General features: G+C 42.5%; 19 protein-coding genes and 1 pseudogene. 12 read left to right on the top strand and 8 right to left on the bottom strand.

The annotated features are described in order from the left end of the window. Window positions 1–101: 101 nt before the first annotated feature. The 5 genes from ABF638_RS19195 (at window position 102) to ABF638_RS19175 (ending at window position 5143) form a co-directional block, all read left to right on the top strand. Window positions 102–1166, top strand: coding sequence for an NAD(P)/FAD-dependent oxidoreductase (locus ABF638_RS19195; RefSeq protein WP_435024599.1), 1065 nt, complete (start codon window positions 102–104; stop codon window positions 1164–1166). A 531-nt stretch (window positions 1167–1697) separates the two neighbouring features. Continuing rightward, window positions 1698–2075, top strand: a complete 378-nt coding sequence (locus ABF638_RS19190) for a hypothetical protein (RefSeq protein WP_435024598.1) — start codon at window positions 1698–1700, stop codon at window positions 2073–2075. A gap of 96 nt (window positions 2076–2171) precedes the next feature. Next, window positions 2172–3032 (top strand): SIMPL domain-containing protein, encoded by an 861-nt coding sequence (locus tag ABF638_RS19185; protein ID WP_435024597.1) that lies wholly within the window; start codon window positions 2172–2174, stop codon window positions 3030–3032. A 521-nt stretch (window positions 3033–3553) separates the two neighbouring features. Beyond that, the gene (locus ABF638_RS19180) at window positions 3554–3952 is read left to right on the top strand and encodes a VOC family protein (protein WP_181932427.1); all 399 of its coding nucleotides are present in this window, start codon (window positions 3554–3556) and stop codon (window positions 3950–3952) included. A 276-nt stretch (window positions 3953–4228) separates the two neighbouring features. Continuing rightward, on the top strand, window positions 4229–5143 hold the full coding sequence (locus ABF638_RS19175; RefSeq protein ID WP_435024596.1) for a bestrophin family protein: 915 nt from the start codon (window positions 4229–4231) through the stop codon (window positions 5141–5143). A 48-nt stretch (window positions 5144–5191) separates the two neighbouring features. Here ABF638_RS19175 and ABF638_RS19170 read toward each other — a convergent pair whose 3' ends face one another. Further along, window positions 5192–6040, bottom strand: coding sequence for a M28 family peptidase (locus ABF638_RS19170; protein ID WP_181932425.1), 849 nt, complete (start codon window positions 6038–6040; stop codon window positions 5192–5194). A gap of 316 nt (window positions 6041–6356) precedes the next feature. Here ABF638_RS19170 and dnaK point away from each other — a divergent pair, with 316 nt between their 5' ends. Both dnaK and ABF638_RS19160 read left to right on the top strand, forming a co-directional pair. Further along, entirely contained in the window at window positions 6357–8441 is a 2085-nt protein-coding gene (dnaK, locus tag ABF638_RS19165) for a molecular chaperone DnaK (protein ID WP_435024595.1), read from the top strand. Between the two features lie 227 nt (window positions 8442–8668). Continuing rightward, window positions 8669–9667: a DnaJ C-terminal domain-containing protein gene (locus ABF638_RS19160; RefSeq protein ID WP_435024594.1), complete on the top strand. Its 999-nt coding sequence runs from the start codon at window positions 8669–8671 to the stop codon at window positions 9665–9667. A gap of 168 nt (window positions 9668–9835) precedes the next feature. Here ABF638_RS19160 and ABF638_RS19155 read toward each other — a convergent pair whose 3' ends face one another. Continuing rightward, on the bottom strand, window positions 9836–10135 hold the full coding sequence (locus ABF638_RS19155) for a type II toxin-antitoxin system RelE/ParE family toxin (RefSeq protein ID WP_435024593.1): 300 nt from the start codon (window positions 10133–10135) through the stop codon (window positions 9836–9838). After that, entirely contained in the window at window positions 10132–10491 is a 360-nt protein-coding gene (locus tag ABF638_RS19150; RefSeq protein ID WP_069071495.1) for a type II toxin-antitoxin system Phd/YefM family antitoxin, read from the bottom strand. Before ABF638_RS19150 ends, ABF638_RS19155 begins: the two co-directional genes overlap by 4 nt. Before the next feature lie 148 nt (window positions 10492–10639). Here ABF638_RS19150 and ABF638_RS19145 point away from each other — a divergent pair, with 148 nt between their 5' ends. Then, entirely contained in the window at window positions 10640–11155 is a 516-nt protein-coding gene (locus ABF638_RS19145) for a J domain-containing protein (protein ID WP_435024616.1), read from the top strand. A gap of 42 nt (window positions 11156–11197) precedes the next feature. Then, entirely contained in the window at window positions 11198–11470 is a 273-nt protein-coding gene (locus ABF638_RS19140) for a DUF3143 domain-containing protein (protein ID WP_435024592.1), read from the top strand. 293 nt (window positions 11471–11763) lie between these two features. Here ABF638_RS19140 and ABF638_RS19135 read toward each other — a convergent pair. Continuing rightward, a pseudogene (locus ABF638_RS19135) lies at window positions 11764–12339 on the bottom strand (N-acetylmuramoyl-L-alanine amidase family protein); the annotation flags it as partial. Window positions 12340–12576: 237 nt separating this feature from the next. Between ABF638_RS19135 and ABF638_RS19130 the strand changes: the two are divergent. Next, window positions 12577–12849 (top strand): ribbon-helix-helix domain-containing protein, encoded by a 273-nt coding sequence (locus ABF638_RS19130; protein ID WP_435024591.1) that lies wholly within the window; start codon window positions 12577–12579, stop codon window positions 12847–12849. Between the two features lie 90 nt (window positions 12850–12939). Here ABF638_RS19130 and ABF638_RS19125 read toward each other — a convergent pair whose 3' ends face one another. The 3 genes from ABF638_RS19125 to lysA form a co-directional block, all read right to left on the bottom strand. Further along, complete coding sequence (locus tag ABF638_RS19125; RefSeq protein WP_069071491.1) at window positions 12940–13689, bottom strand: isoprenyl transferase; 750 nt, start codon at window positions 13687–13689, stop codon at window positions 12940–12942. Continuing rightward, on the bottom strand, window positions 13686–14609 hold the full coding sequence (gene cdaA / locus ABF638_RS19120; RefSeq protein ID WP_181932421.1) for a diadenylate cyclase CdaA: 924 nt from the start codon (window positions 14607–14609) through the stop codon (window positions 13686–13688). Before cdaA ends, ABF638_RS19125 begins: the two co-directional genes overlap by 4 nt. 109 nt (window positions 14610–14718) lie before the next feature. After that, complete coding sequence (lysA, locus tag ABF638_RS19115) at window positions 14719–16128, bottom strand: diaminopimelate decarboxylase (RefSeq protein ID WP_435024590.1); 1410 nt, start codon at window positions 16126–16128, stop codon at window positions 14719–14721. Between the two features lie 92 nt (window positions 16129–16220). On the opposite strand from lysA, the gene rimI reads away from it, so the two are divergent. Both rimI and ABF638_RS19105 read left to right on the top strand, forming a co-directional pair. After that, window positions 16221–16772: a ribosomal protein S18-alanine N-acetyltransferase gene (rimI, locus tag ABF638_RS19110; protein WP_435024589.1), complete on the top strand. Its 552-nt coding sequence runs from the start codon at window positions 16221–16223 to the stop codon at window positions 16770–16772. Between the two features lie 418 nt (window positions 16773–17190). Beyond that, entirely contained in the window at window positions 17191–19659 is a 2469-nt protein-coding gene (locus ABF638_RS19105; RefSeq protein WP_069071487.1) for an ATP-dependent Clp protease ATP-binding subunit, read from the top strand. 168 nt (window positions 19660–19827) lie between these two features. On the opposite strand, the gene ABF638_RS19100 is transcribed toward ABF638_RS19105, so the two are convergent. Continuing rightward, window positions 19828–21186 carry a hypothetical protein gene (locus ABF638_RS19100; protein ID WP_435024588.1) on the bottom strand — a complete coding sequence of 453 codons (1359 nt, stop codon included), beginning with the start codon at window positions 21184–21186 and terminating at the stop codon, window positions 19828–19830. Between the last annotated feature and the right edge of the window lie 93 nt (window positions 21187–21279).

Below are 21279 nucleotides of genomic sequence, written 5' to 3'. Positions count from 1 at the left end.
TGTACCTTATTCTACTATTAGCTTTCAGCAGTCATTAGTAGTAATTTTGTCCTTTGATAATAACTAACTAATGACCAAAAACTACTAGGGAATATTGACTCATGACTGATATTGCAGTAATTGGTGCTGGAATCGCCGGTTTAGTTTGCGCCCAGCAGTTAAGTCAAGCTGGATATTCGGTGGTAGTGGTGGAAAAGTCCCGTGGTTTGGGAGGAAGACTAGCTACACGCCGCTTGCATGGAACTTGCGCGGATCATGGGGCTTGTTATCTGAAGCCAAAGGGTGAATTATTTAGACGTTTTGTGGAGATATTGCGATCGCGTCATATCCTGGAAGTTTGGACGGAGGAGGTTTACGAACTCACAGCAGGTATTCCTTTATCTGAACCGAAAAACCGCAGTCCCCGATATATTGCACCTGAGGGAATGAGTGCGATCGCTAAATCCCTCGCCCCAGGTTTAGAAATATTACTGAATCAGCGTGTCATCGCTATTACCCCAATTCCCGAAAATAGTTGGCGTTTGACTCTCGAATCTAGTAACGAAGAATTAACTGCAAAAGCTTTAGTTGTCGCCATTCCTGCACCCCAAGCTGTGATGCTGTTAGAACCTTTGGGCGAAACTGTACTGGATGCAGTCTTCCTTGATAACTTGCGTTCTGTAGAATTTTATCCCTCAATTAGTGCGATCGCTGGATATCCTCTCACATCCCAACCCCTCCCTCAGTGGAAAGCTCTAACTTTTGTGGATGATATCGATTTAGCCTGGATTGGCTTGGACAGTAGCAAGCGTTCCAACCCTCAGCAGCCACATTTTGTAGTTCAAAGTAGCGCTGGTTTTGCCCAACGTCATCTAGAATCCCAAGATTTACAACCTGTCGGACAGCTTATGTTGCAACAAGCATCTGAATCTCTGTCCCTCCCTTGGCTAAATATTCCCGAATGGATGCAAGTACATCGTTGGCGTTATGCCTTTCCTAGCCGTCCTTGGCATGAAGCTTTTTTGTCTGCCGGAACTCCCCTACCTTTAGTTTGTTGTGGTGATTGGTGTGGCGGCAATCTTGCCGAAGGTGCGATGCTTTCTGGATTAGCTGCGGCTGATGAAATTAATCATCAGTTGCGTCATCTCCCTTTAGATAATGTGAACTTTCTAAACGTTTTTGTCTGATCCCTTCATCTGTCGCTAGACTGATTTTGCACTATAGCGAGTCGCTATTTTTATGACTTGCTAAATCAAAGTGCAACAAATAAGTTTTTTAGATGAAACAGCAAATTTTGCAGCAAATGCAAAATGTGATGTAAATTACCAACAAAGCTTAACTTCATTAAAAACTTGTTCCTAATTCAAGTTGTTTTATTGCCGTTAATCTTGATCCCCTAGCCTTCGTGCTGCGTTTTATGTAGATTTCTGCCTTTTTGGCAGAAATTTGAAATAATTAGGATTATAAATATAAAATGTCGCAAACTTACCAGATATTGGACGCTGCTTTAATAATTCATGCTGTAAAACAGTATAAATTTTAACTAAAACAAGCAGAGCCAAATGTCTAATATTCTACTAAGATAAAAGGCTAGTTTCAGTGTCTATTACATCCGTCAGTTGAATCAGTTTTAAATGATTATCATGACGACATCGCCATCTAAAAAAGTTGTTTTCTCCATCAATCATTGACTGGATTAAAAAAGGAGTTTAAAAATCATGAAAACGGTAGTTAATTTAACACAACAATCAATAGTAGGAGAGATTGAAAGCGTTTTGGATACATATCCATACCATCCATATCAAGAAGCCTTTGCGATTCCTGACTTACGCCAAGAGCTAATTGCTTTCGTCCTCAATCGTATTCCTTCCTTTTACACCGCGATGTCTGATAGACAGATTCCCTTAGCGGAGGCTGAAGAAGGAAGCTTGGCTTATTACAAATTGCCTCGGAAACCTTTGGAACAGCAACTACATTTACAGAATTTGATTCACCAAGGCATTTGTTTAATCGTTCAAGAAAAGTCAGATTGGATTAGCCATCATGTTTGTGAAACAGTTCAACCAGCTTGTGAACCCTCTCACTGGTTTGGTTAATAGTTCGCAGTGAATTTTGAATTTTTGAGCTAATCCTATAGCCTTCGTGGGATTAGCTCAATATTTTTTAAGTATCCTGCTCTTGAGGTGTAAACTTTGACAATTACCAGGTTCAAAGGACATTCCCAGGATATGAGAAAAATAGCTGCTCTAATGTTGGTAAGTATTACTGCGACTGTCGGGGTGGGAGTAATAACACCAAAAGTCACTAATGCCCAATTATTTTATCCACCAGCAAGCGATCGCCATTCATTAATGGTAATCGGTCAAGGGGTAGTGAGAGTGCCAGCAGATACAGCTGATATTGAATTGGTATTCAGTAGCGGAGGTAGCAATAATGAGTTAGAAACTCAACCATCAGCCATCCCTGAAGCCCGTCGCTTGTCCTCACGGACTCTACTCTTAAATTACAAAACAGCAGCAGAATCTTTACCAAACACAAAATCCCTAACGAAAGCAACTCTCCAGCCTGTAGTTAATAGTCTAGTTGCCAAAGGAATTAGGGCTGATAAAATCCAAGTGCAAATTAGCACTAATTCCAGTGAAAATAACGCCAAAATATTGGTGAGACTGGAAAAACCAACACGCGATCGTGTCCAGGAAATTGTTGCTACAGCGAACAAGTCCACAAGCCAAATTGAAAACCTTTCTGTCAAGAGTGTCGGTGTTGAGTACGCAGTCAATGACTGTCAAGCTTTGCAGAGTTCAGTTTATCAATCAGCGATGAAAGATGCTCAAAGCCGCGCTCAGGCTTTAGCAACTGCTATGGAAGTTAAACTTAGTACTCCTTCCGTCGCCGAGCCATTTTACACATTACTTTATCCCTCATGTAGTTCTAAAACTGGAGTTCCTTTACCGTCATTTGCTAGTTTTTTATTATCACCAGCTTATGATCCAGATGCTCCAGCAGAAGTAGAGATGAAAAAGGATATTTTTGTGACATATACAACGAAATAAGCTTTTATATTAAGTGTGTCGCACTTTTATTTATTCAAAATTAGGAGTGCGATCGCTTAATTAAATAATGAAAAAACTCCAGAAATGTTTGTGACAACTCTGGAGTCAGGAAAGATACGCATTTACCTATACCAAATTTTCACCCTGAGAAAATCCTACGTCATCAGGGTATACACTCAAATACAGATAAAAGTGTTTGAAGATTCTCGTTTACACACCTTCTCTGTTGAAAGTCACACAAAATAGCCCCAGATTAACTGAGGCTGTTTTGCGAGAGTTGTTTGGCAGGAAGGGTACATCAATTAGTGATGCCCGTGTTAAATATAGATAATTCAGTATGCATCCTTATTCAGTCACGTTTTGGCATATCAGGATGATTGGGAAAATTTTAATGGTTTTTTCCAAAAAGAAACTCCAGATGCCCTTAAGGCATTCTGGAGCAGTAACAGGTTTCTAACATCAATTAATTTTTACCTATGCGATCGCCTAATGTCGTTAGGGTATATACTCAAATGTGTTTTATGTCTACTCATCCGCAAATCGAACAACAAGTTACCTTTTTTTCTACCTCTAACCTGAATATATCTACAGAATTCTACGAACAAAAACTGGGCTTGGAGTTATGGCTTGACCAAGGAACTTGTCGTATTTATACTATTAGTGGCTCTGGATACTTAGGATTGTGTCAAGCAAGCGAAATATTGACTCCTCCAGCCGACAAGCAATCAAGTGTCATTTTTACCCTGGTAACACAGCAGGTGGATGAGTGGTTTGAATATCTCAAAGAACGTGGCATAGAATTTGAAAAGCCACCCATGCTAAACGAAAAATATAACATTTACCACTGTTTTTTCCGCGATCCTGATGGTTATTTGATTGAAATTCAACGTTTCGAGACTAACGACAAAAAAAAGACATAACTAAATAAGTTATGTCTAAACGTTTAATTGACAGGGCAGGATTTGTACAGATTAGAACTTTTTGATTTACTGGGATACACAATGCTGTATGACCATCATCGACAAGCATGTATCTTTTCTTCTATAGATTTATCAAGATGGAATGCGGAATTTATGCAGTCACGGCGAAATCTCTACATTTCTTTACAATTGTTGCGTAGGCGTCGCTTTTGACTTTTATATAATGTCTGACTAATTTCTATATCGGTTCAATAAATATTTTATTAAGGAAACTAAATGATAGCCGAAAAACTCAAGTGGGTAAGCACAGCATTACAACCTAAAGGTTCAGTAATGAAAGCAATTTCCAAACATATTTTATGGTGTGGAGCTTTCGGATTTTTGATTTCTCTGCTTTACCATTTTGACAAACCTGTATCCCAGCCTATTTTAGGAAGTGTTATCCCTAGTATTGTTTTAGGTTTGTTACTTGTCTTTCGTACAAATACGGCTTATGAACGATTTTGGGAAGGGAGAAAATGCTGGGGTTCTATAGTAAATAACGTCCGAAATCTAGCTCGGCAAATTTGGGTATCAGTTGATGAAATTTCACCAGAAGATAAAGACAATAAAATCACGACATTAAACTTATTGGCAGCTTTTGCTATAACAACTAAACTACATTTGCGAGGAGAAGTTGTCAATAGCGAGTTAGAAGAATTAGTGCCATCTACTAAGTATATAAAACTGAAAATTATGAATAATCCTCCTATAGAGGTTGCCTTTTGGATAGGAGATTATTTACAGGAACAGTATAAACGTAATTGCATTAATAGCTACCAGCTAACCTCTATGCAAGAATTGTTGAATAATCTTGTGGATAATTTAGGTGCTTGCGAACGTATTTTAAAAACGCCTATGCCCCTTGCTTATGCTTTTCATTTGAAGCAATTGCTAATACTATATTGCTTCCTGCTACCATTTCAAATAGTAAAAGAACTCGGTTGGTGGACAGGTTTAGTTTCTGCTTTGGTTGGGTTTACTGTGTTTGGCATTGAAGCTATTGGCTTAGAGATAGAAAACCCCTTTGGTTATGACGCCAACGATTTACCATTAGATGCAATTTGTGAGACAATGAAACGCAATATTGACGATTTAATTACTTTGACTCCCAATGTGCGATCGCGTAAAGATAATAGTATAGTCAATTGAAAAAATTTCAGAATATTGATTAACAAAAAAATATAAAATATAATCTTTTTATAACTGCCGAATTGCCATCTCTAAACCTTCGCATACACCAGTAAGAAAATCTAAATCCAAAGTAGCGATCGCATCACTAGGTTTGTGATAATGTGGATTCCGCAAGAATGCCGTATCTGTCACCATCATTGCCGGATAACCCAAATCCCAGAAAGGTGCATGATCACTAAGTCTGGTTTGGGGGACTATTAAACCTCGATTCGGCACGGGTAGCCATTGACTAGGTACGCCAGCTTTGCGAATATTACGGCTCATCCCAATTAAGTCAGGCAATGTCCGCAAATTCCCAATTAAAGCAATAAAATCACCTCTGTCTGGGTAGAAGCGTTCCAGAGGAGGAGGGTAACTTTGGGAGCCAGGTGTAGAATCCTTATAACCCAGCATTTCTAGGGAAATCATTAAGCGTAGCCGTTGCTTTTGTTGATGCAACAAGGCTGCATAGTCAGCACTACCCAGTAAGCCATATTCTTCCATATCGAAAGCAACTAGCCTTAAGGGATATCTAACAGCTTGGGCAGCAAACTTTCTAGCTAATTCCAGCAACACCGCCACACCTGTAGCATTATCATCAGCCGCCGATGTTCCCGGAACACCATCATAGTGAGCGCCAATTAAAATTGGTAGCAAATCCTTTTTTTGCCCTCTCCTTTGGGAAGGTAAATTTAATATCAAGTTATTACAAGCTTTACCTCTGACTTCAAAGGTGTGGATTTCCACACTCCCCCATTGGGAAAATTGCTGGCGGATGTATTCTTGGACAAAAAAATGCCCAGCCGTTGCCATGTAAGGATCGCGTTCTCGCGCGATCGCACTCAGGGAACTTTTTAATCGCTCTGTTAAATTCAAATCTTTTAACTAGTGGCAATATTAGACTTTTCAGGCACTCAAAAGAGCAGAGCAAGCATTACTAAGGTGCATTTACCCAACTTGCAGATACCGTAAACAGAAGTAGGCAGATAACAAGAATTGAGGCTGCTTGGGCACACCAACCATCTCAATGCTATCCTAGTCTTGCAACTATCTCCTCTAGCTACACTTCTTAGCTTACTGCCTTAATGATGACTATTATACCATTGAGGTGTTTCATCCTGTAGCACAAAGCTAAAGGTAGTTCCGCCCAATCATAATAAATGTATAAGACACTTTAGGAGAAGAGTAACGCATGGGCAAGGTAGTCGGCATCGACTTGGGTACAACCAACTCAGTAGTCGCCGTTATGGAGGGTGGCAAGCCGGTGGTGATTGCCAATGCAGAAGGAATGCGAACAACCCCCTCCGTAGTTGGCTTCAGCAAAGATGGCGAAAGGGTGGTTGGGCAAATGGCACGGCGACAAACCGTCCTCAATCCACAAAATACCTTTTTTGCAGTTAAACGTTTCATTGGGCGGAAGTATGGCGAACTTAATCCAGATTCCAAGCGTGTACCATACACCATCCGCAAAGACGAAGTAGGTAATATTAAAATTGCTTGTCCCCGTCTCAATAAAGATTTCGCCCCAGAAGAAATTTCGGCAATGGTGCTGAAGAAATTGGCAGACGATGCTAGTCGCTATTTGGGTGAACCAGTCACAGGGGCAGTGATTACAGTACCCGCTTATTTTAATGACTCTCAGCGGCAGGCAACCCGCGATGCTGGTAGAATTGCTGGCTTAGAGGTGTTGCGAATTCTTAATGAACCGACTGCTGCATCTTTGGCTTATGGATTAGATCGGGGTGACACGGAAACCATTTTAGTATTTGACTTGGGTGGTGGCACCTTTGACGTGTCAATTTTAGAAGTTGGCGATGGGATATTTGAAGTCAAAGCTACCAGTGGAGATACGCAACTTGGTGGTAATGACTTTGACAAAATAATAGTAGATTGGTTAGCAGAGCAATTTCTGGAAGTCGAAGGCATAGATTTAAGACGCGAGAGACAATCTTTACAACGCCTAATGGAAGCTGCGGAAAAGGCAAAAATTGAACTTTCCTCTGTTAGCGTTACCGATATTAACTTACCTTTTATAGCTGCCGATCAGGAAGGCCCCAAACATCTGGAAACTCGTCTAACGCGTTCCCAGTTTGAAGGTTTGTGTGGTGATTTGGTAGGGCGTTTGCGGATACCAGTGAAACGCGCCCTAAAAGATGCCGGACTCTCACCTAGAGATATTGAAGAAGTTGTGTTAGTTGGCGGTTCTACACGGATGCCAATGGTGAAGCAGCTAGTGCGGGACTTGATTGGTACGGAACCCAACGAAAACGTCAACCCCGATGAAGTTGTGGGAGTGGGTGCAGCAATTCAAGCAGGAATTCTCGCCGGCGAACTCAAAGATGTGCTGCTTTTAGATGTCACACCCCTTTCTATGGGATTGGAAACCATCGGCGGCGTAATGAAAAAACTCATTCCCCGCAACACCACCATACCAGTCCGGCGTTCTGACATTTTTTCTACGTCTGAAAATAACCAAAATACTGTGGAAATTCACGTAGTCCAAGGCGAACGGGAAATGGCAGCAAACAATAAGTCTTTAGGACGTTTCAAGCTGTATGGCATCCCGCCAGCGCCACGAGGAATTCCCCAAGTTCAGGTGTCATTTGATATTGATGCTAACGGTATTTTACAGGTAACAGCCTTAGATAGAACCACTGGGCGAGAACAGAGTATCACCATTCAAGGTGCTTCCACTTTGAACGAGTCGGAAGTGAATCGGATGATTCAAGATGCTCAAAAATATGCTGATGTCGATCGCGAACGTAAAGAAAGAGTAGAAAAGCGGACTCGTTCTGAAGCGTTGATTTTCCAAGCAGAACGGCAACTTAGAGAAGTAGCTTTAGAATTTGGTATGCAGTTTGCCCGCAACCGCCGCCAAAGAATTGATAATATTTGTCGAGACTTAAAAGAGAGTCTTAAGGAAAATAGCGATCGCGGTATTGATCAAGCCTACGCCGATTTACAAGATGCTCTCTATGAGCTAAATCGGGAAGTCCGCCAGACTTATGCTGAAGATGAAGATGACGACTTGTTTGGTACCATCCGTGACATCTTTACTGGCGGTGATAAGGAACGAGAACGCGAATTTCCCAGAGATACATATCGGGAACGCGACTCATACAGTCAAGACTATGGCAGAGATTACGGCAAAGATTACGGCAAAGACTATAGCCGAGACAGTCGTTCTCCCTCTTACGAAAGCCGTCCTCCACGCAGCAAATCCCGTCCCAGCTACCAAGATAACTGGGATGATGAAGAAGACAATGATTGGTTATAAGTAGAAGGCAGGAGGCAGGAGGCAGAAGGCAGGAGGCAAGAGGTAAAAGCTGTTCAGGAAAATGATTTCACTGGCTAGCATTTTATGTTTAATTATGTCTACCTAATTAGTACTTCTGATAAGAGTTAAGAGTAGAAGTTAAAAATTAAATCTTTCAACTCCTAACTCTTCACTCCTAACTCATGATTAATCCAAAATCTAAAACCTAAAATTTAAATAACTGAACTATGCAAAATTTGCCGAACTTTCGCGATTACTACGAGATTTTAGGAGTGTCTAAAGATGCCTCTGGCGAGGAAATTAAAAAGGTTTATCGGCGGTTAGCAAGGCAATATCACCCCGATTTAAATCCGGGTAACAAAGAATCTGAGGAAAAATTTAAGGATATTGGCGAGGCTTATGAAGTCCTTTCGGACTCAGCCAAGCGATCGCAGTACGACCAGTTTAGCCGCTACTGGAAGCAAAAAGGCTTTGCCGGCAATAAACAGACGCCAAAGGCTAAAACTTGGCAGAGTAGCACTAGCGATCGCAACGGCAATCAGGATGTAGATCCCAGCCAATTCTCTGATTTTGAAAGCTTTATTAATCAAGTTATCGGCGTCAAAAATAAGAGTGGGGCCAGTAATTCTAGTAATGGTAACAATAGCGATCCCTTTCGTTCCCCCAGAACAAAAGTTGCTTATACCGTTAATACTCCCCCACCTCGCACAACCCGCCGGGATATAGAAGCCAGATTAACGCTGCCACTAGAAAAAGCTTATCAAGGTGGTAATGAACGCATTCGCTTAGAAGATGGGCGATCGCTAGAGGTTAATATGCCTCCAGGTATGGTATCAGGTCAAACCATTCGTTTGCGGAATCAAGGCGTTGGTGGTGGCGATCTCTATTTAAAAATTACCGTTGAGCCTCATCCGTTATTTAAACTAGAAGGTGCAAATATCCTCTGCCAAGTACCAGTTACTCCCAGCGAGGCAGTTTTAGGAGGACAGGTAGAAGCACCTACTCTTGATGGCCCTGTAAAAATGACTACTCCTCCCGGAGTTAGGTCTGGTCAAAAATTTCGACTAGGTAATAAAGGCTATCCCAGTGATGACGGTAAACGTGGGGATCAATTAGTAGAAATTCAAATAGTTACACCGAAAAATATTAGTCAAGAAGAACGGGAACTTTACGAAAAGTTACGGCAAATTGAAACCTTTAAACCCCGTGCTGATTTAATCCGTTAGGGATAATACAGCAGAATTCAGAATTCAGAATTCAGAATTCAGGAGTCAGAAGTAAAACAGGCTCTATATCTGGTTTTTAGACTTAGTTTGTGTACTTTAATAACTTGAAATCATCTGTATATAAAGCTATTGACCAAAATAATGAATAATTCGTAATTATTTTGGACTTCAGTCTTCATCTTGAAAAATAGTTTCTATATCTTGTGAGCCATGCAAGATACGTACAATTTCTATACCTTCGTCTATTGGACGATAAAAAATTAAATAATTTTTCACTGGGAAACTTCGCAAAAAAGGAGCCAACTCATCTCGTAGTCTGCCCATTTGGGGAAATTTAGCCAGTTTCGGAAAATTTTCTCGCAGAGTATCAAAAAGTGTGTCAGCAGCTTTTAAGTTACTTGGCGCGAGATATTCCCATATATCCTCAATATCTCGCGCTGCTTGAGTAGAAATCCGAAATCGATTCATAGAGAATCGCTATCAGCAGAATTTTGCTGTACTCGCCCTTTAATATTGGCAAAAAAAGCTGAAATTGACTCCTCATTATATTCAGTATAATGACCGCTTTCAAGTTGCTTAATACCAATGTCAATCTGACTGCGTAACGCTTCTAGCTTAAATTTTTGCAGTTCTTCTTCAAGGCGCTGAAGTTGATCTATCATCTGCTGAAACGCTTGTGCTTCATGTACCACAACCTCAGCTTTACCATTCACAGTTAGTACAAGCGGGGACTTTGTAGCCTTGATCCGTTCTACGTAATCCTTGGCATTGCGCTTGAAGTCGGTAAGAGTTTGAATATTTTCGAGATTAATTTTGATGTGCATCGCATCTAATTAAATGCTTTATAAAATATTTTATCAGATGCTATACCTGTTGTGTCTTCTTCTGTCTTCTCGAATTCACAAAGGATTTAAAATATAAAAAATATCTTTGAGCAAAGTGACTCAAACAGCCGTGAATCACAACAGGGCAATGCCACAAAGCAGTGAACCAACTTATTACTCCCTGCTAGGACTGCATCCCTGGGCATCGGTAATCGATATTCGTCGCGCTTATCGGCAACTGAGCAAACTCTATCATCCTGATACTACAGACTTGCCGACTGCGATCGCCACTCCCAAATTCCAGCAAATCAACGAAGCCTACGCCACCCTTAGCCATCCAGAACGTCGGTTAAGCTATGATCTAAAAATTGGCTATTCCCGCTTTGGAGTGATTCAACCACCCCCTGATTTGAATCATCCCGTCTCACGTTCCTATGATTTTTCAAAATCAGCATACCTTGATGCGAGCGATCGCCCCTTATCATCTGGCGAAATCTTTGCCTTATTTATGCTGGTGTTAACATTTGTAGGTTGTCTATTATTAGCAGTTGCCATTGCCTTAACTCGTGGCGAGGCTGCTATCCATTACCATTTGCTGCAACCAACTGCATTTGTACAACAGCAGATTACCTATATGTCGCAACTAACTACCCATCTGAAATAATTAAAAATTAAAAAATTTCCTAATCCAAAATCTAAAATTCCTATGCCTCTTCTTCCCTCTGATACCCCCCTATATAATCATCCCCTGCCACAAATTGAACAGTGGCTAAAAGACCAAGGCTGTCAACAAGATGACACACAGAGGCATTGCTGGCATGTGCAGCGGCCTAGTTGGCAAGCTGAATTATGGCTCGACGTTGAGCAAATCGTAGTGCGATATGTCCAATCTGGGGAAAATGGGCAGGATATTCAACGTTCATTCAAGTATTCTCTGAGTCGAGATGATGTAGAACAAGCAGTGTTTTCTGGGCCATAAGGAATTGCTGAGTACGATCCTCTCCAATTAACTTTATAAGAAGAATTCAGGAGTCAGAATTCAGTATTCAGTATGAATTCTGTACGAGTGGGTGATAGCTTGCGGAATGCGAGTCAGTGATAGCGCAGCGTTAGCGAGTATTTTCGAGTCGCGTCTGAATATTCGTTAAAAGCCAGTGGAATGGTGGGCGAAAAAAATTAAAATATTCTCACCTTAAAACTCTACCCATAAAGGGATAGAGTATTCTGAATTCTGAATTCTGTATTCTGACTTCTGAATTGATTTGCATAGAGCTATTTAGGTGATCGCAGAGTGATTGCACCCTGAAACCACTCAACAACACCATCTGCCAAGACTCGCGCTAATTTTTTTTGTTCATCGGCGTTGGCTATCCATTCAAATTCTTCGGGGTTGGTCATAAAACCTAGTTCCATTACCACTGATGGTGCTGTAGAGGGACGAGTTAGCGCCAAGTTATTCCAAAACACCCCCATTGATGAACGTCCTAGCTGCTTAACTAGATAATTGTGGAGAAAAACGGCTAGGCTATGGGCTTGGGAATGATACCAAAAAGTTCTAATGCCTTTGCTATTCTCTGCATCTCCGTCATCGGGTACTGCTGTGTAATGTATAGTGAGAGCGATCGCTGGTTGTTGTTGCTCGATCATGGCTTGGCGAGTAGATAAAGCTATTTCTCTGTCATCTTCTCGCGTCATCACTACTAACGCGCCTCTTAAGACCAGTTCATCACGCAGCAACTTAGATACTGTCAAGCTGACATCTTTAGCTAAATATCCTGTTGGCCCAGCCGCGCCAGTTTCTTGCCCTCCATGTCCTGGGTTAACTAAAATCTTGATCCCAGATAAGGGTGGTAATTGTACCTGTGCAAAAGCTGGTGAAGAAATAAATATGGAACTGATCGCTAAACCTAAAATTGGTTTCACTGATATAGACTCCTATTTGACATCCTCCCCAGCCTCAAGGCGTGGGGATTCCAAAAATCACTTCTTGGATCTTTCTGCTTCATAGCAACTGCCATCAGACAAAAAACGCCCATCCAAAGCGATCGCTTACAATTAAAGTTACTCCTACTTTGACAAAAACCCATGCAAATCGTTCTGCCACCTGAAGTAGAAGCCCTAGTTCAACGCCAACTCACTAGCGGTAAGTATCAGAACGCGATCGCAGTTATTCTTGCAGGCATAAAACTCCTGGAACAGCAAGAAGACATCTATCAAGGACGACTACAAGACTTGCAACAAGAAGCGCGGATTGGATGGGAAGCATCCGAGCGGGGTGAAGTTGTTGATGGCTCGACTGCAATGGCTCAAATTCGCACCAATGTGCGCTCGCGCTATGGTGTTTTAGACAAAGCATGACCCGCAAGAATGCGGGGAGATGAGGGAGATGAGGAGAATAACCAATGCCCCATGCCCAATGCCCCATGCCCAATGCCCCATGCCCCTCCCTTAAACTTTCCCAAATCGCCGTTCGCGTTGTTGGTAGGCGCACAAGGCGCGGTGAAACTCGGCCCGGTCAAAATCTGGCCAGAGAGCATCGGTAATATAAATTTCTCCATAAGCCATTTGCCAGAGAAGAAAATTTGAGAGGCGCATTTCTCCACTGGTGCGAATTAACAAATCTGGGTCACTAATTCCGGCTGTGTACAAGTGGCTTTCAAACACCTGTTCATTAATTTCATTGGGTTGTAGCAGACCTTGCTGGACTTGTTTGGCGATCGCCTGACAAGCTTGTAAAATTTCCTGTCGTCCACCATAATTAGTTGCTACCGAAAACCGGATACCGCGATTATCCTTAGTTTCTTCCATTGAACGGGATATTTCTTGTTGAAGCGATCGCGGCAGGTCTTGCAAATTTCCGACAAACTTAATTTGAACATTCTCTTCGACCATTTCCCGCAGTTCTTGCCGCAAAACTCTTTGAAAAAGAGTCATCAAAAAATCCACTTCTTCCTGCGGTCTTTTCCAGTTCTCCGTTGAAAAAGCATAAGCTGTCAGCGCTTGAATTCCCCAATCCTGACAACAGCGAAGTAAATCCTTGAGAGCATCTACTCCTCGCTTATGACCCATAATCCGGGGTAGACCCTGACGTTTAGCCCATCGACCATTGCCATCCATAATCACTGCAACGTGCTGCGGCAATAGTTCTCGTTTTAAGTCAGTAGGCAAATCTTGCAGTTTAGTTTGTTGTGCTGTCATTTTTTATCTCGAGAAGCGGTCGATGGTAATCCGAGTAAACGTGAAACCAGTGCTAGTGTCTTCCCACCTGTCCGACGAACAAAACTCAACACACCAGGAGCAACAGCTTCCCGATCCACGGTTGGGGACAAAAGAGCCTCTAATGACTCTTTCAGCTTTCTAATCGTCAGCGGTCTATTTAGGGTTCCCCGTTCCGCTAAGGAAATAGAACCCGTTTCTTCAGATACAACGACACAAATGCAATTTTCGACCCGCTCAGTAATTCCCATTGCCGCCCGATGGCGTGTTCCCAACTGGCGCGAGGCTGTGCGTCCCGAAAGTGGTAAAATTATACCCGATGACACTATCCGTGATCCACGAATCAGTGTCGCCCCATCGTGTAACAAAGTTTTCGGCTGGAAAATTGTCTGGATCAGTTCTTTAGAAACTTCCGCATTTAGCTTTACTCCTGGCACAGAAAAGTCTCGCTCATCAATTGGCCCTGTGGTTTCCACAATTAGTAAAGCTCCAATGCGGTTTTTTGACAATTCTTTAACAGCCTCAACAATTTCATCAATTACACTATCAGATTTAGGGATTGCCAGCCGATCGGGTTGAAATAGCTGGCGGAATTCGCCACGCCCCAATTGCTCCAAAAATCGCCGAAACTCTGACTGTAGAGCAACTGCCATCGCTACAGCACAACCAATTACCAATTTTTCTAATACAAAACTTAGCAGAGGTAGTCCTAATCTGCCACTTAGTGCCGAGGCTAGCATTAAGATAATGAATCCCCGCACCATCCACAGTGTCCGCCGCTCACTAATGATAACTAGTATCATGTAAGTCAGCGCCAGCACCAACACAATATCCAGAGTCCCAAGTAGCAAGGACTGTGACCATCCTAGGTTTGTCAGCCATTGCTTCCACCAATCTCTCATGACATCTGGATTACACTTTTGCCTCTAATTTACGGTTGGTCATTAGTCATTTGTCCTTTGTCCTTTGTCATTTGCAAATGACTAATGACCAATGACTAATGACAAATGACTATTTCTTTAATCTTTCTGGTAGGCGATCTTGTCGAATTAAGTCTTGATAAGTTTCACGTTGCAAAATTAAATTTGCTTCGCCATTCGCCACAACAACAGCTGCCGATCGGGGCAAGCGGTTATAGTTAGATGCCATACTGTAATTGTACGCACCAGTTCCCATAACTACGAGAATATCCCCTGGTTCAGTCTTTGGGAGTAGAGCGTTATGAATCAGAATATCTCCTGATTCACAATGTTTACCAGCAATTGTGACTGTTTCGGTTAAGGGAGAAGACATTTTATTAGCAACGACTGCCCGATAAACTGATTGGTAAGTAATCGGGCGGGGATTATCAGACATTCCTCCGTCGATCGCTACGTAGGTACGAATTTCTGGGATAACTTTGGATGAACCAATAGTATAGGCAGTGACGCAAGCTGTGGCAATTAGCGATCGCCCTGGTTCACACAGTAATTTTGGTAAAGGTAAATTTTCGGCTGCACAAGCTTCTTGAATTACCTCACAAATTGGTTTCACCCACTCTTCAATGCTGGGGGGATCGTCTGATTCTATATACTTAATCCCTAAACCACCACCGACATTTAACTCTGTAAAATTTAACCCATACTTCGCCGCATCACGTAACCACTGTACCATCAGAGCCGCTAAATCTCGATGCGGTTGGCGCTCAAAAATTTGGGAGCCGATATGAGCATGTAACCCTAAGCAGTTAAGGAAAGACTGTTTGCTGACGAAAGTAAATAATTCCTCTAACTCATTCGGATCAAAGCCAAATTTACTATCTAGTTGCCCCGTGCGAATATATTCATGTGTGTGACATTCAATACCAGGAGTCAAGCGCAACAAGAATCGAGGCTGTACGGAGGGGGAATTTGCCCTCTCAACAATTTCTACCAAAGTGCGTAACTCGTGCCAGTTATCCACCACAATAGTGCAACCGACTTCTGTGGCAAAAATCAGTTCTTCACGAGATTTATTGTTGCTATGAAGATAGATTTTCTCAGGATTGACGCCTGCTTGCAGCGCAGTGTATAGTTCGCCGCCTGATGCAACATCAATTCCTAAACCTTCTGAAGCTGCGATCGCGCAAACTGCTAAACAATTCCAAGCTTTTGAGGCGTACAATACTTGAGATTCACCCTTGTAGTATTGCTTGAAAGCATCTCGGTATTGCTGACAAGCCGAACGCAGGGTTTCTTCATCTAAAATATATAAAGGTGAACCAAATTGTTCAACTAGGGTTGTGACATCACACCCACCAATTTCCAGGAGGTCATGATTATGAACTCTGGCAGTCAAGGGTAAAAGTTCTTGATTGGGCGATGGATTTGTGTTGGTGTCGTGCCTTTGAGGTAAATATTGACTTCCAGAATGTTGAACCCCAGTGGGGTGAGTCGATACCATAACTATAAAAATTTTCCTTGTTCAATTTACGGGCTGTGAGTTTATCTCCCAATTCCCAGTTTACAAAGGGTTTGTAACGTTATTCAATAAATGTGATCTCATTAGACTTAGAAATTAAATTACTAACAGCAGAGCATCTGAGTGCATTGTTGGAACTGGATCAAGCCTGTTTTGGTGGTTTATGGACAATGGAGGGCTACCAACGAGAGTTGGACAGCCCCAACAGCGATCTGCTGGGTTTATTTTCCCCTGTCTCTAATTCGATGCTGCTGGGAATGGGTTGCTTTTGGTCAATTTTAGACGAAGCCCACATTACAATTTTGGCGGTTCATCCCCAATATCACCGTCAAGGGTTGGGACAGGCTTTATTATATGCACTCATTAAGACAGCTTGCGATCGCCAAATGGAGCGAGCTACCCTCGAAGTCCGAGCTTCCAACTTGGGAGCCATATCTTTATATCAAAAATTTGGCTTCAAAACAGCTGGGCGGCGTCGGCGTTACTACCAAGATAACGATGAGGACGCGCTCATTCTTTGGCTTCCAGATTTACAACACCCCAAATTTCAAGCAACTTTAGACCAGTGGCATTCCATGATTAGCGATCGCCTGGACAAATCCTCTTGGCACTTGATTTTTAAGTAGTTGAGAATTATTAATTTTGAATTATCGGAGTTTGGATCAGCTTCAGCAAAAAAATGCAACTTTGCTGCACCTCTTTTTATATAAATATTTTATGTAAACTCTTCTTTTTATAAGAAAAAACTATATAAATTAATTTTGCTTGATATTAAAAAATATATATGTTAAATATAAATGTTTGGGATTAAGTAAATCAACTCTCAATGTAAGCAGTGAACTGTTTGTAGTAAATCTCAAAAACGCTGGTGAACTAAAGCTCCTCAGTACACTAGCCACATAAAAGTAGTCAAGAGTTAACAATTAGCCCATCAACCCAAGTCATAGCTTCAGGATGTCTATAATCTGTTATACAGGCATCCAAAAGCTTTGCCTGTGCTAAAATCAGCATACCGGCACGACCGCAGGTGATGGGAAAAATGCCATGTTTGAACGCTTCACAGAAAAAGCCATTAAGGTAATCATGCTGGCCCAAGAAGAGGCCCGCCGTTTAGGTCACAACTTTGTTGGAACCGAGCAGATCCTCCTGGGTCTGATTGGTGAAGGCACTGGGGTGGCTGCCAAGGTGCTGAAATCAATGGGCGTCAATCTCAAAGATGCCCGAATTGAAGTTGAAAAAATTATAGGACGGGGATCAGGCTTTGTTGCCGTGGAAATTCCGTTTACGCCACGGGCAAAGCGAGTTTTAGAACTCTCCTTGGAAGAAGCACGCCAACTGGGGCATAACTACATTGGCACCGAGCATCTGCTGTTGGGCCTAATCCGCGAAGGGGAAGGCGTCGCAGCCAGGGTGCTAGAAAACCTCGGTGTGGATCTATCTAAGGTAAGAACCCAAGTCATCCGTATGTTGGGAGAAACTGCCGAAGTTTCACCAGGTGGTTCATCTGGGCGCACAAAAACCCCGACTCTGGATGAATTTGGCTCAAACCTGACCCAGATGGCGATAGACAATAAGCTCGATCCAGTGGTGGGACGCGCCAAGGAAATTGAGCGGGTGATTCAGATATTGGGTCGCCGAACCAAAAATAACCCAGTGCTGATTGGGGAACCAGGGGTTGGTAAAACTGCGATCGCTGAAGGTTTAGCTTCACGCATTGCCACCAAAGATGTCCCTGACATCCTCGAAGATAAACGCGTCGTCACCTTGGATATTGGTTTGCTCGTAGCAGGAACCAAGTACCGGGGTGAATTTGAAGAACGCTTGAAAAAAATCATGGATGAAATCCGCTCTGCGGGTAATGTCATTCTCGTGATTGATGAGGTACACACCTTAATTGGTGCGGGTGCAGCAGAAGGTGCTATTGACGCAGCGAATATCCTCAAGCCAGCTTTGGCCAGAGGTGAGTTGCAGTGCATCGGAGCTACAACCCTAGATGAATACCGGAAGCACATCGAGCGAGATGCAGCTCTAGAGCGGCGTTTCCAACCAGTAATGGTTGGTGAACCTACAGTTGATGAAACAATTGAAATTTTATATGGTTTGCGCGAACGCTACGAGCAACACCATAAACTGAAAATCTCCGACGAAGCATTAGTGGCGGCGGCGAAGTTATCAGACCGTTACATTAGCGATCGCTTCCTCCCAGATAAAGCCATCGACTTAGTTGATGAAGCTGGTTCTAGAGTGCGCTTGATTAACTCTCAACTGCCACCCGCAGCCAAAGAGTTAGACAAAGAACTGCGTCAGATATTAAAAGAAAAAGATGATGCAGTGCGCTCCCAAGACTTTGACAAAGCTGGGGAATTGCGAGATCGCGAAATGGAAATCAAAGCCGAAATCCGCGCGATCGCTCAAAGCAAGACCAATGCAACTGGCACAGAAGGTGAAGAACCTGTAGTTACAGAAGAAGACATTGCTCACATTGTCGCTTCCTGGACTGGGGTACCGGTGAACAAACTCACCGAATCTGAATCTGAAAAGCTGCTGCACATGGAAGATACCTTGCATCAGCGTTTAATTGGTCAGGATGAAGCTGTGAAGGCAGTTTCACGCGCAATTCGTCGCGCTCGTGTTGGTTTGAAGAATCCCAACCGACCCATAGCTAGCTTTGTCTTCTCTGGGCCTACTGGTGTAGGTAAAACCGAGTTGGCGAAATCCTTAGCTGCTTACTTCTTCGGTTCCGAAGAAGCGATGATCCGCCTAGATATGTCCGAATACATGGAGCGTCACACCGTCAGCAAACTGATTGGTTCCCCTCCAGGTTATGTTGGCTATAACGAAGGTGGTCAGCTGACCGAAGCCGTGCGGCGGCGTCCTTACACCGTGGTGTTATTCGACGAAATCGAAAAAGCCCACCCCGATGTCTTCAACATGCTGCTGCAAATTTTGGAAGACGGTCGGTTAACTGATGCCAAAGGTCGCACGGTGGACTTCAAGAACACCTTGCTGATTTTAACTTCCAATATTGGTTCTAAGGTAATTGAAAAAGGCGGTAGCGGTATCGGCTTTGAATTCTCCGAAGATGCCAGCGAGTCAACTTACAACCGGATTCGCTCTTTGGTCAACGAAGAACTCAAGCAGTACTTCCGTCCAGAGTTCCTCAACCGACTCGATGAAATTATCGTCTTCCGTCAGTTGAACAAGCCGGAAGTGACCCAAATCGCCGAAATTATGCTCAAGGAAGTATTTGGTCGTCTGACGGAAAAGGGTATCACCTTAGAAGTCACAGACCGCTTCAAAGATCGTTTGATCCAAGAAGGTTACAGTCCCAGCTACGGCGCAAGGCCATTACGTCGGGCAATTATGCGCCTGTTAGAAGATAGCCTAGCAGAAGAAATTCTGTCTGGTCGTATCAAAGATGGCGATACAGCTCTTGTTGATGTGGATGAAAATGGCATTGTCCAAGTTAGTTCTCAACAGCGTCGGGAATTGTTACCCCAAGGTGTTGAGTAAGATTTAGGGTTTGAGATTTAAATCTCAGATAGAAAATTAGAAAACGGTAGAGCAATAAATACTCTACCGTTTTTGTGTGGAAATTTCTTACTTTATTTTTACCTTAACTGTAGAGTATTGGGACGAGCGATGTCTACGGCGAGCTTCGCTAACGCGCATCAGAATATGTCAAGTATTAATTGACCAAGGAATTCCGCCGAAAAAATCCTTACCTGCCTCCAATATTTTGATGATTTCCTCAATGCGGTCTTTTGATTCTGTTGTAGGTGAAGTTATCTCACGCAGGTGTTCAATATATTTGTTCCAGTCAGCTTCTACTGCGTTAGCACCTATCTCAAAAGTCTTAGTTGTGTCTTGCCAAAACTGATCAATTCCGTCTGTTAACTTCTCAGGTATACGGTGTTTTTCAAAATATTTAACAGTTTCCTTTGCTAAACGCTTTTGCCAAGATTCTCCAAATAAGTTCCACACACTGAAAGCTAATGCAGCAGCTAGACCTAAACCAAGTACTATAGGGCCACCAATAGCTGCTACAAAAGAAATTACCGCAGCAGTTCCACCACCAATACTAATGCCCAGTGCTGACAAAAGACTAACTAACTTAGCTACTAGGATATAACCGCCAAGATTTCCTAGTGCTGCCGCCCAAGCAGACAAAGCCCCGATGCTAGTTAGACCTGTAAGACCACCTAAAAAAGCCCCTTTAGCATCGAAGGGTATCTCCATAGATATATCTAAATTTGGTAGTTTAAGTAAAGCCTCTTGGTATGAACCGAGAAAAGCTTCCATGTCAGGTGTTAATTTCTCAGAATTTATTTTGATAATCTGTTTCATCTCGTGTTGAAGTTTCTCGACAAGATAACCAGCAATACTTTCTTTTGCCTCTTTTTTGTCATCGTAGAGATTGCGAATATTTTTTTCTACGGCATCGACAGTTAGAAGTTGTTCTGTATACCTTTGAAGCGAAGTTCTGCTATCTCGTTGTAACTCATGGATATGTTGATTTACCCTATTGCGTTTCTGCTGAGTTTCTTGTTTACGAATTGGTTCATTATCTTTAAGTGCATGTAGTTGCTTACGCCGTGAATCTATATCAGCAAGAGTTCTTTGGTAAGATTCAATTTGTCTAGCATACTTTTCTGTGTTAGACTCCTTTATTGCATTTATTTCCCGTTCAACACGGCACACATGCACTTGAGGAAGAAATTCACTTAGTATTTTAGTAAAATCATCAAATAGCTGTTGACATCTATCAGGTCTTTCTGACCAGAACGTGAAGAATCTTATTCGCAAATCTTCTTGAGAAATATCACGATTTGTTGTCTCTCTACGATGTTTCAATACCCCTTCATTAAGTTGCTTATATAGTCGGGTTGCAGCTTTAGAAGGAATTTCTTTAAGCTGATTGTCAGAGATACTAGGATCAGCATGAGTAGCTACAATGAAGAGATTACCCAGTGTGGGGAAATTACTGCATTCATTCTCTTTTGTAGGAAGTGAACTCAATAATGTGCTAAGGCGTATCATATCTTGAGCATTAATGTGACCCTTGGCTGGCGAAGCATACGCGATGTGCGACTTATTGTTTCGTTACACAAGTCCGGTGTATGAACGATTGAA

It is taken from the genome of Nostoc sp. CALU 1950 (genome assembly GCF_051172895.1).
Taxonomy (GTDB): Bacteria; Cyanobacteriota; Cyanobacteriia; order Cyanobacteriales; family Nostocaceae; genus Nostoc; species Nostoc edaphicum_A.
This window is presented reverse-complemented; position numbering and strand designations above follow the sequence as displayed.

Excerpts from the sequence above, each read along its gene's own strand:
- ABF638_RS19195 (WP_435024599.1), top strand. The coding sequence starts at position 102 with ATGACTGATATTGCAGTAATTGGTGCTGGAATCGCCGGTTTAGTTTGC.
- ABF638_RS19190 (WP_435024598.1), top strand. The coding sequence starts at position 1,698 with ATGAAAACGGTAGTTAATTTAACACAACAATCAATAGTAGGAGAGATT.
- ABF638_RS19180 (WP_181932427.1), top strand. The coding sequence starts at position 3,554 with ATGTCTACTCATCCGCAAATCGAACAACAAGTTACCTTTTTTTCTACC.
- ABF638_RS19175 (WP_435024596.1), top strand. The coding sequence starts at position 4,229 with ATGATAGCCGAAAAACTCAAGTGGGTAAGCACAGCATTACAACCTAAA.
- dnaK (WP_435024595.1), top strand. The coding sequence starts at position 6,357 with ATGGGCAAGGTAGTCGGCATCGACTTGGGTACAACCAACTCAGTAGTC.
- ABF638_RS19160 (WP_435024594.1), top strand. The coding sequence starts at position 8,669 with ATGCAAAATTTGCCGAACTTTCGCGATTACTACGAGATTTTAGGAGTG.
- ABF638_RS19155 (WP_435024593.1), bottom strand. The coding sequence starts at position 10,135 with ATGAATCGATTTCGGATTTCTACTCAAGCAGCGCGAGATATTGAGGAT.
- ABF638_RS19150 (WP_069071495.1), bottom strand. The coding sequence starts at position 10,491 with ATGCACATCAAAATTAATCTCGAAAATATTCAAACTCTTACCGACTTC.
- ABF638_RS19145 (WP_435024616.1), top strand. The coding sequence starts at position 10,640 with ATGCCACAAAGCAGTGAACCAACTTATTACTCCCTGCTAGGACTGCAT.
- ABF638_RS19140 (WP_435024592.1), top strand. The coding sequence starts at position 11,198 with ATGCCTCTTCTTCCCTCTGATACCCCCCTATATAATCATCCCCTGCCA.
- ABF638_RS19130 (WP_435024591.1), top strand. The coding sequence starts at position 12,577 with ATGCAAATCGTTCTGCCACCTGAAGTAGAAGCCCTAGTTCAACGCCAA.
- ABF638_RS19125 (WP_069071491.1), bottom strand. The coding sequence starts at position 13,689 with ATGACAGCACAACAAACTAAACTGCAAGATTTGCCTACTGACTTAAAA.
- cdaA (WP_181932421.1), bottom strand. The coding sequence starts at position 14,609 with ATGAGAGATTGGTGGAAGCAATGGCTGACAAACCTAGGATGGTCACAG.
- lysA (WP_435024590.1), bottom strand. The coding sequence starts at position 16,128 with ATGGTATCGACTCACCCCACTGGGGTTCAACATTCTGGAAGTCAATAT.
- ABF638_RS19105 (WP_069071487.1), top strand. The coding sequence starts at position 17,191 with ATGTTTGAACGCTTCACAGAAAAAGCCATTAAGGTAATCATGCTGGCC.
- ABF638_RS19100 (WP_435024588.1), bottom strand. The coding sequence starts at position 21,186 with ATGATACGCCTTAGCACATTATTGAGTTCACTTCCTACAAAAGAGAAT.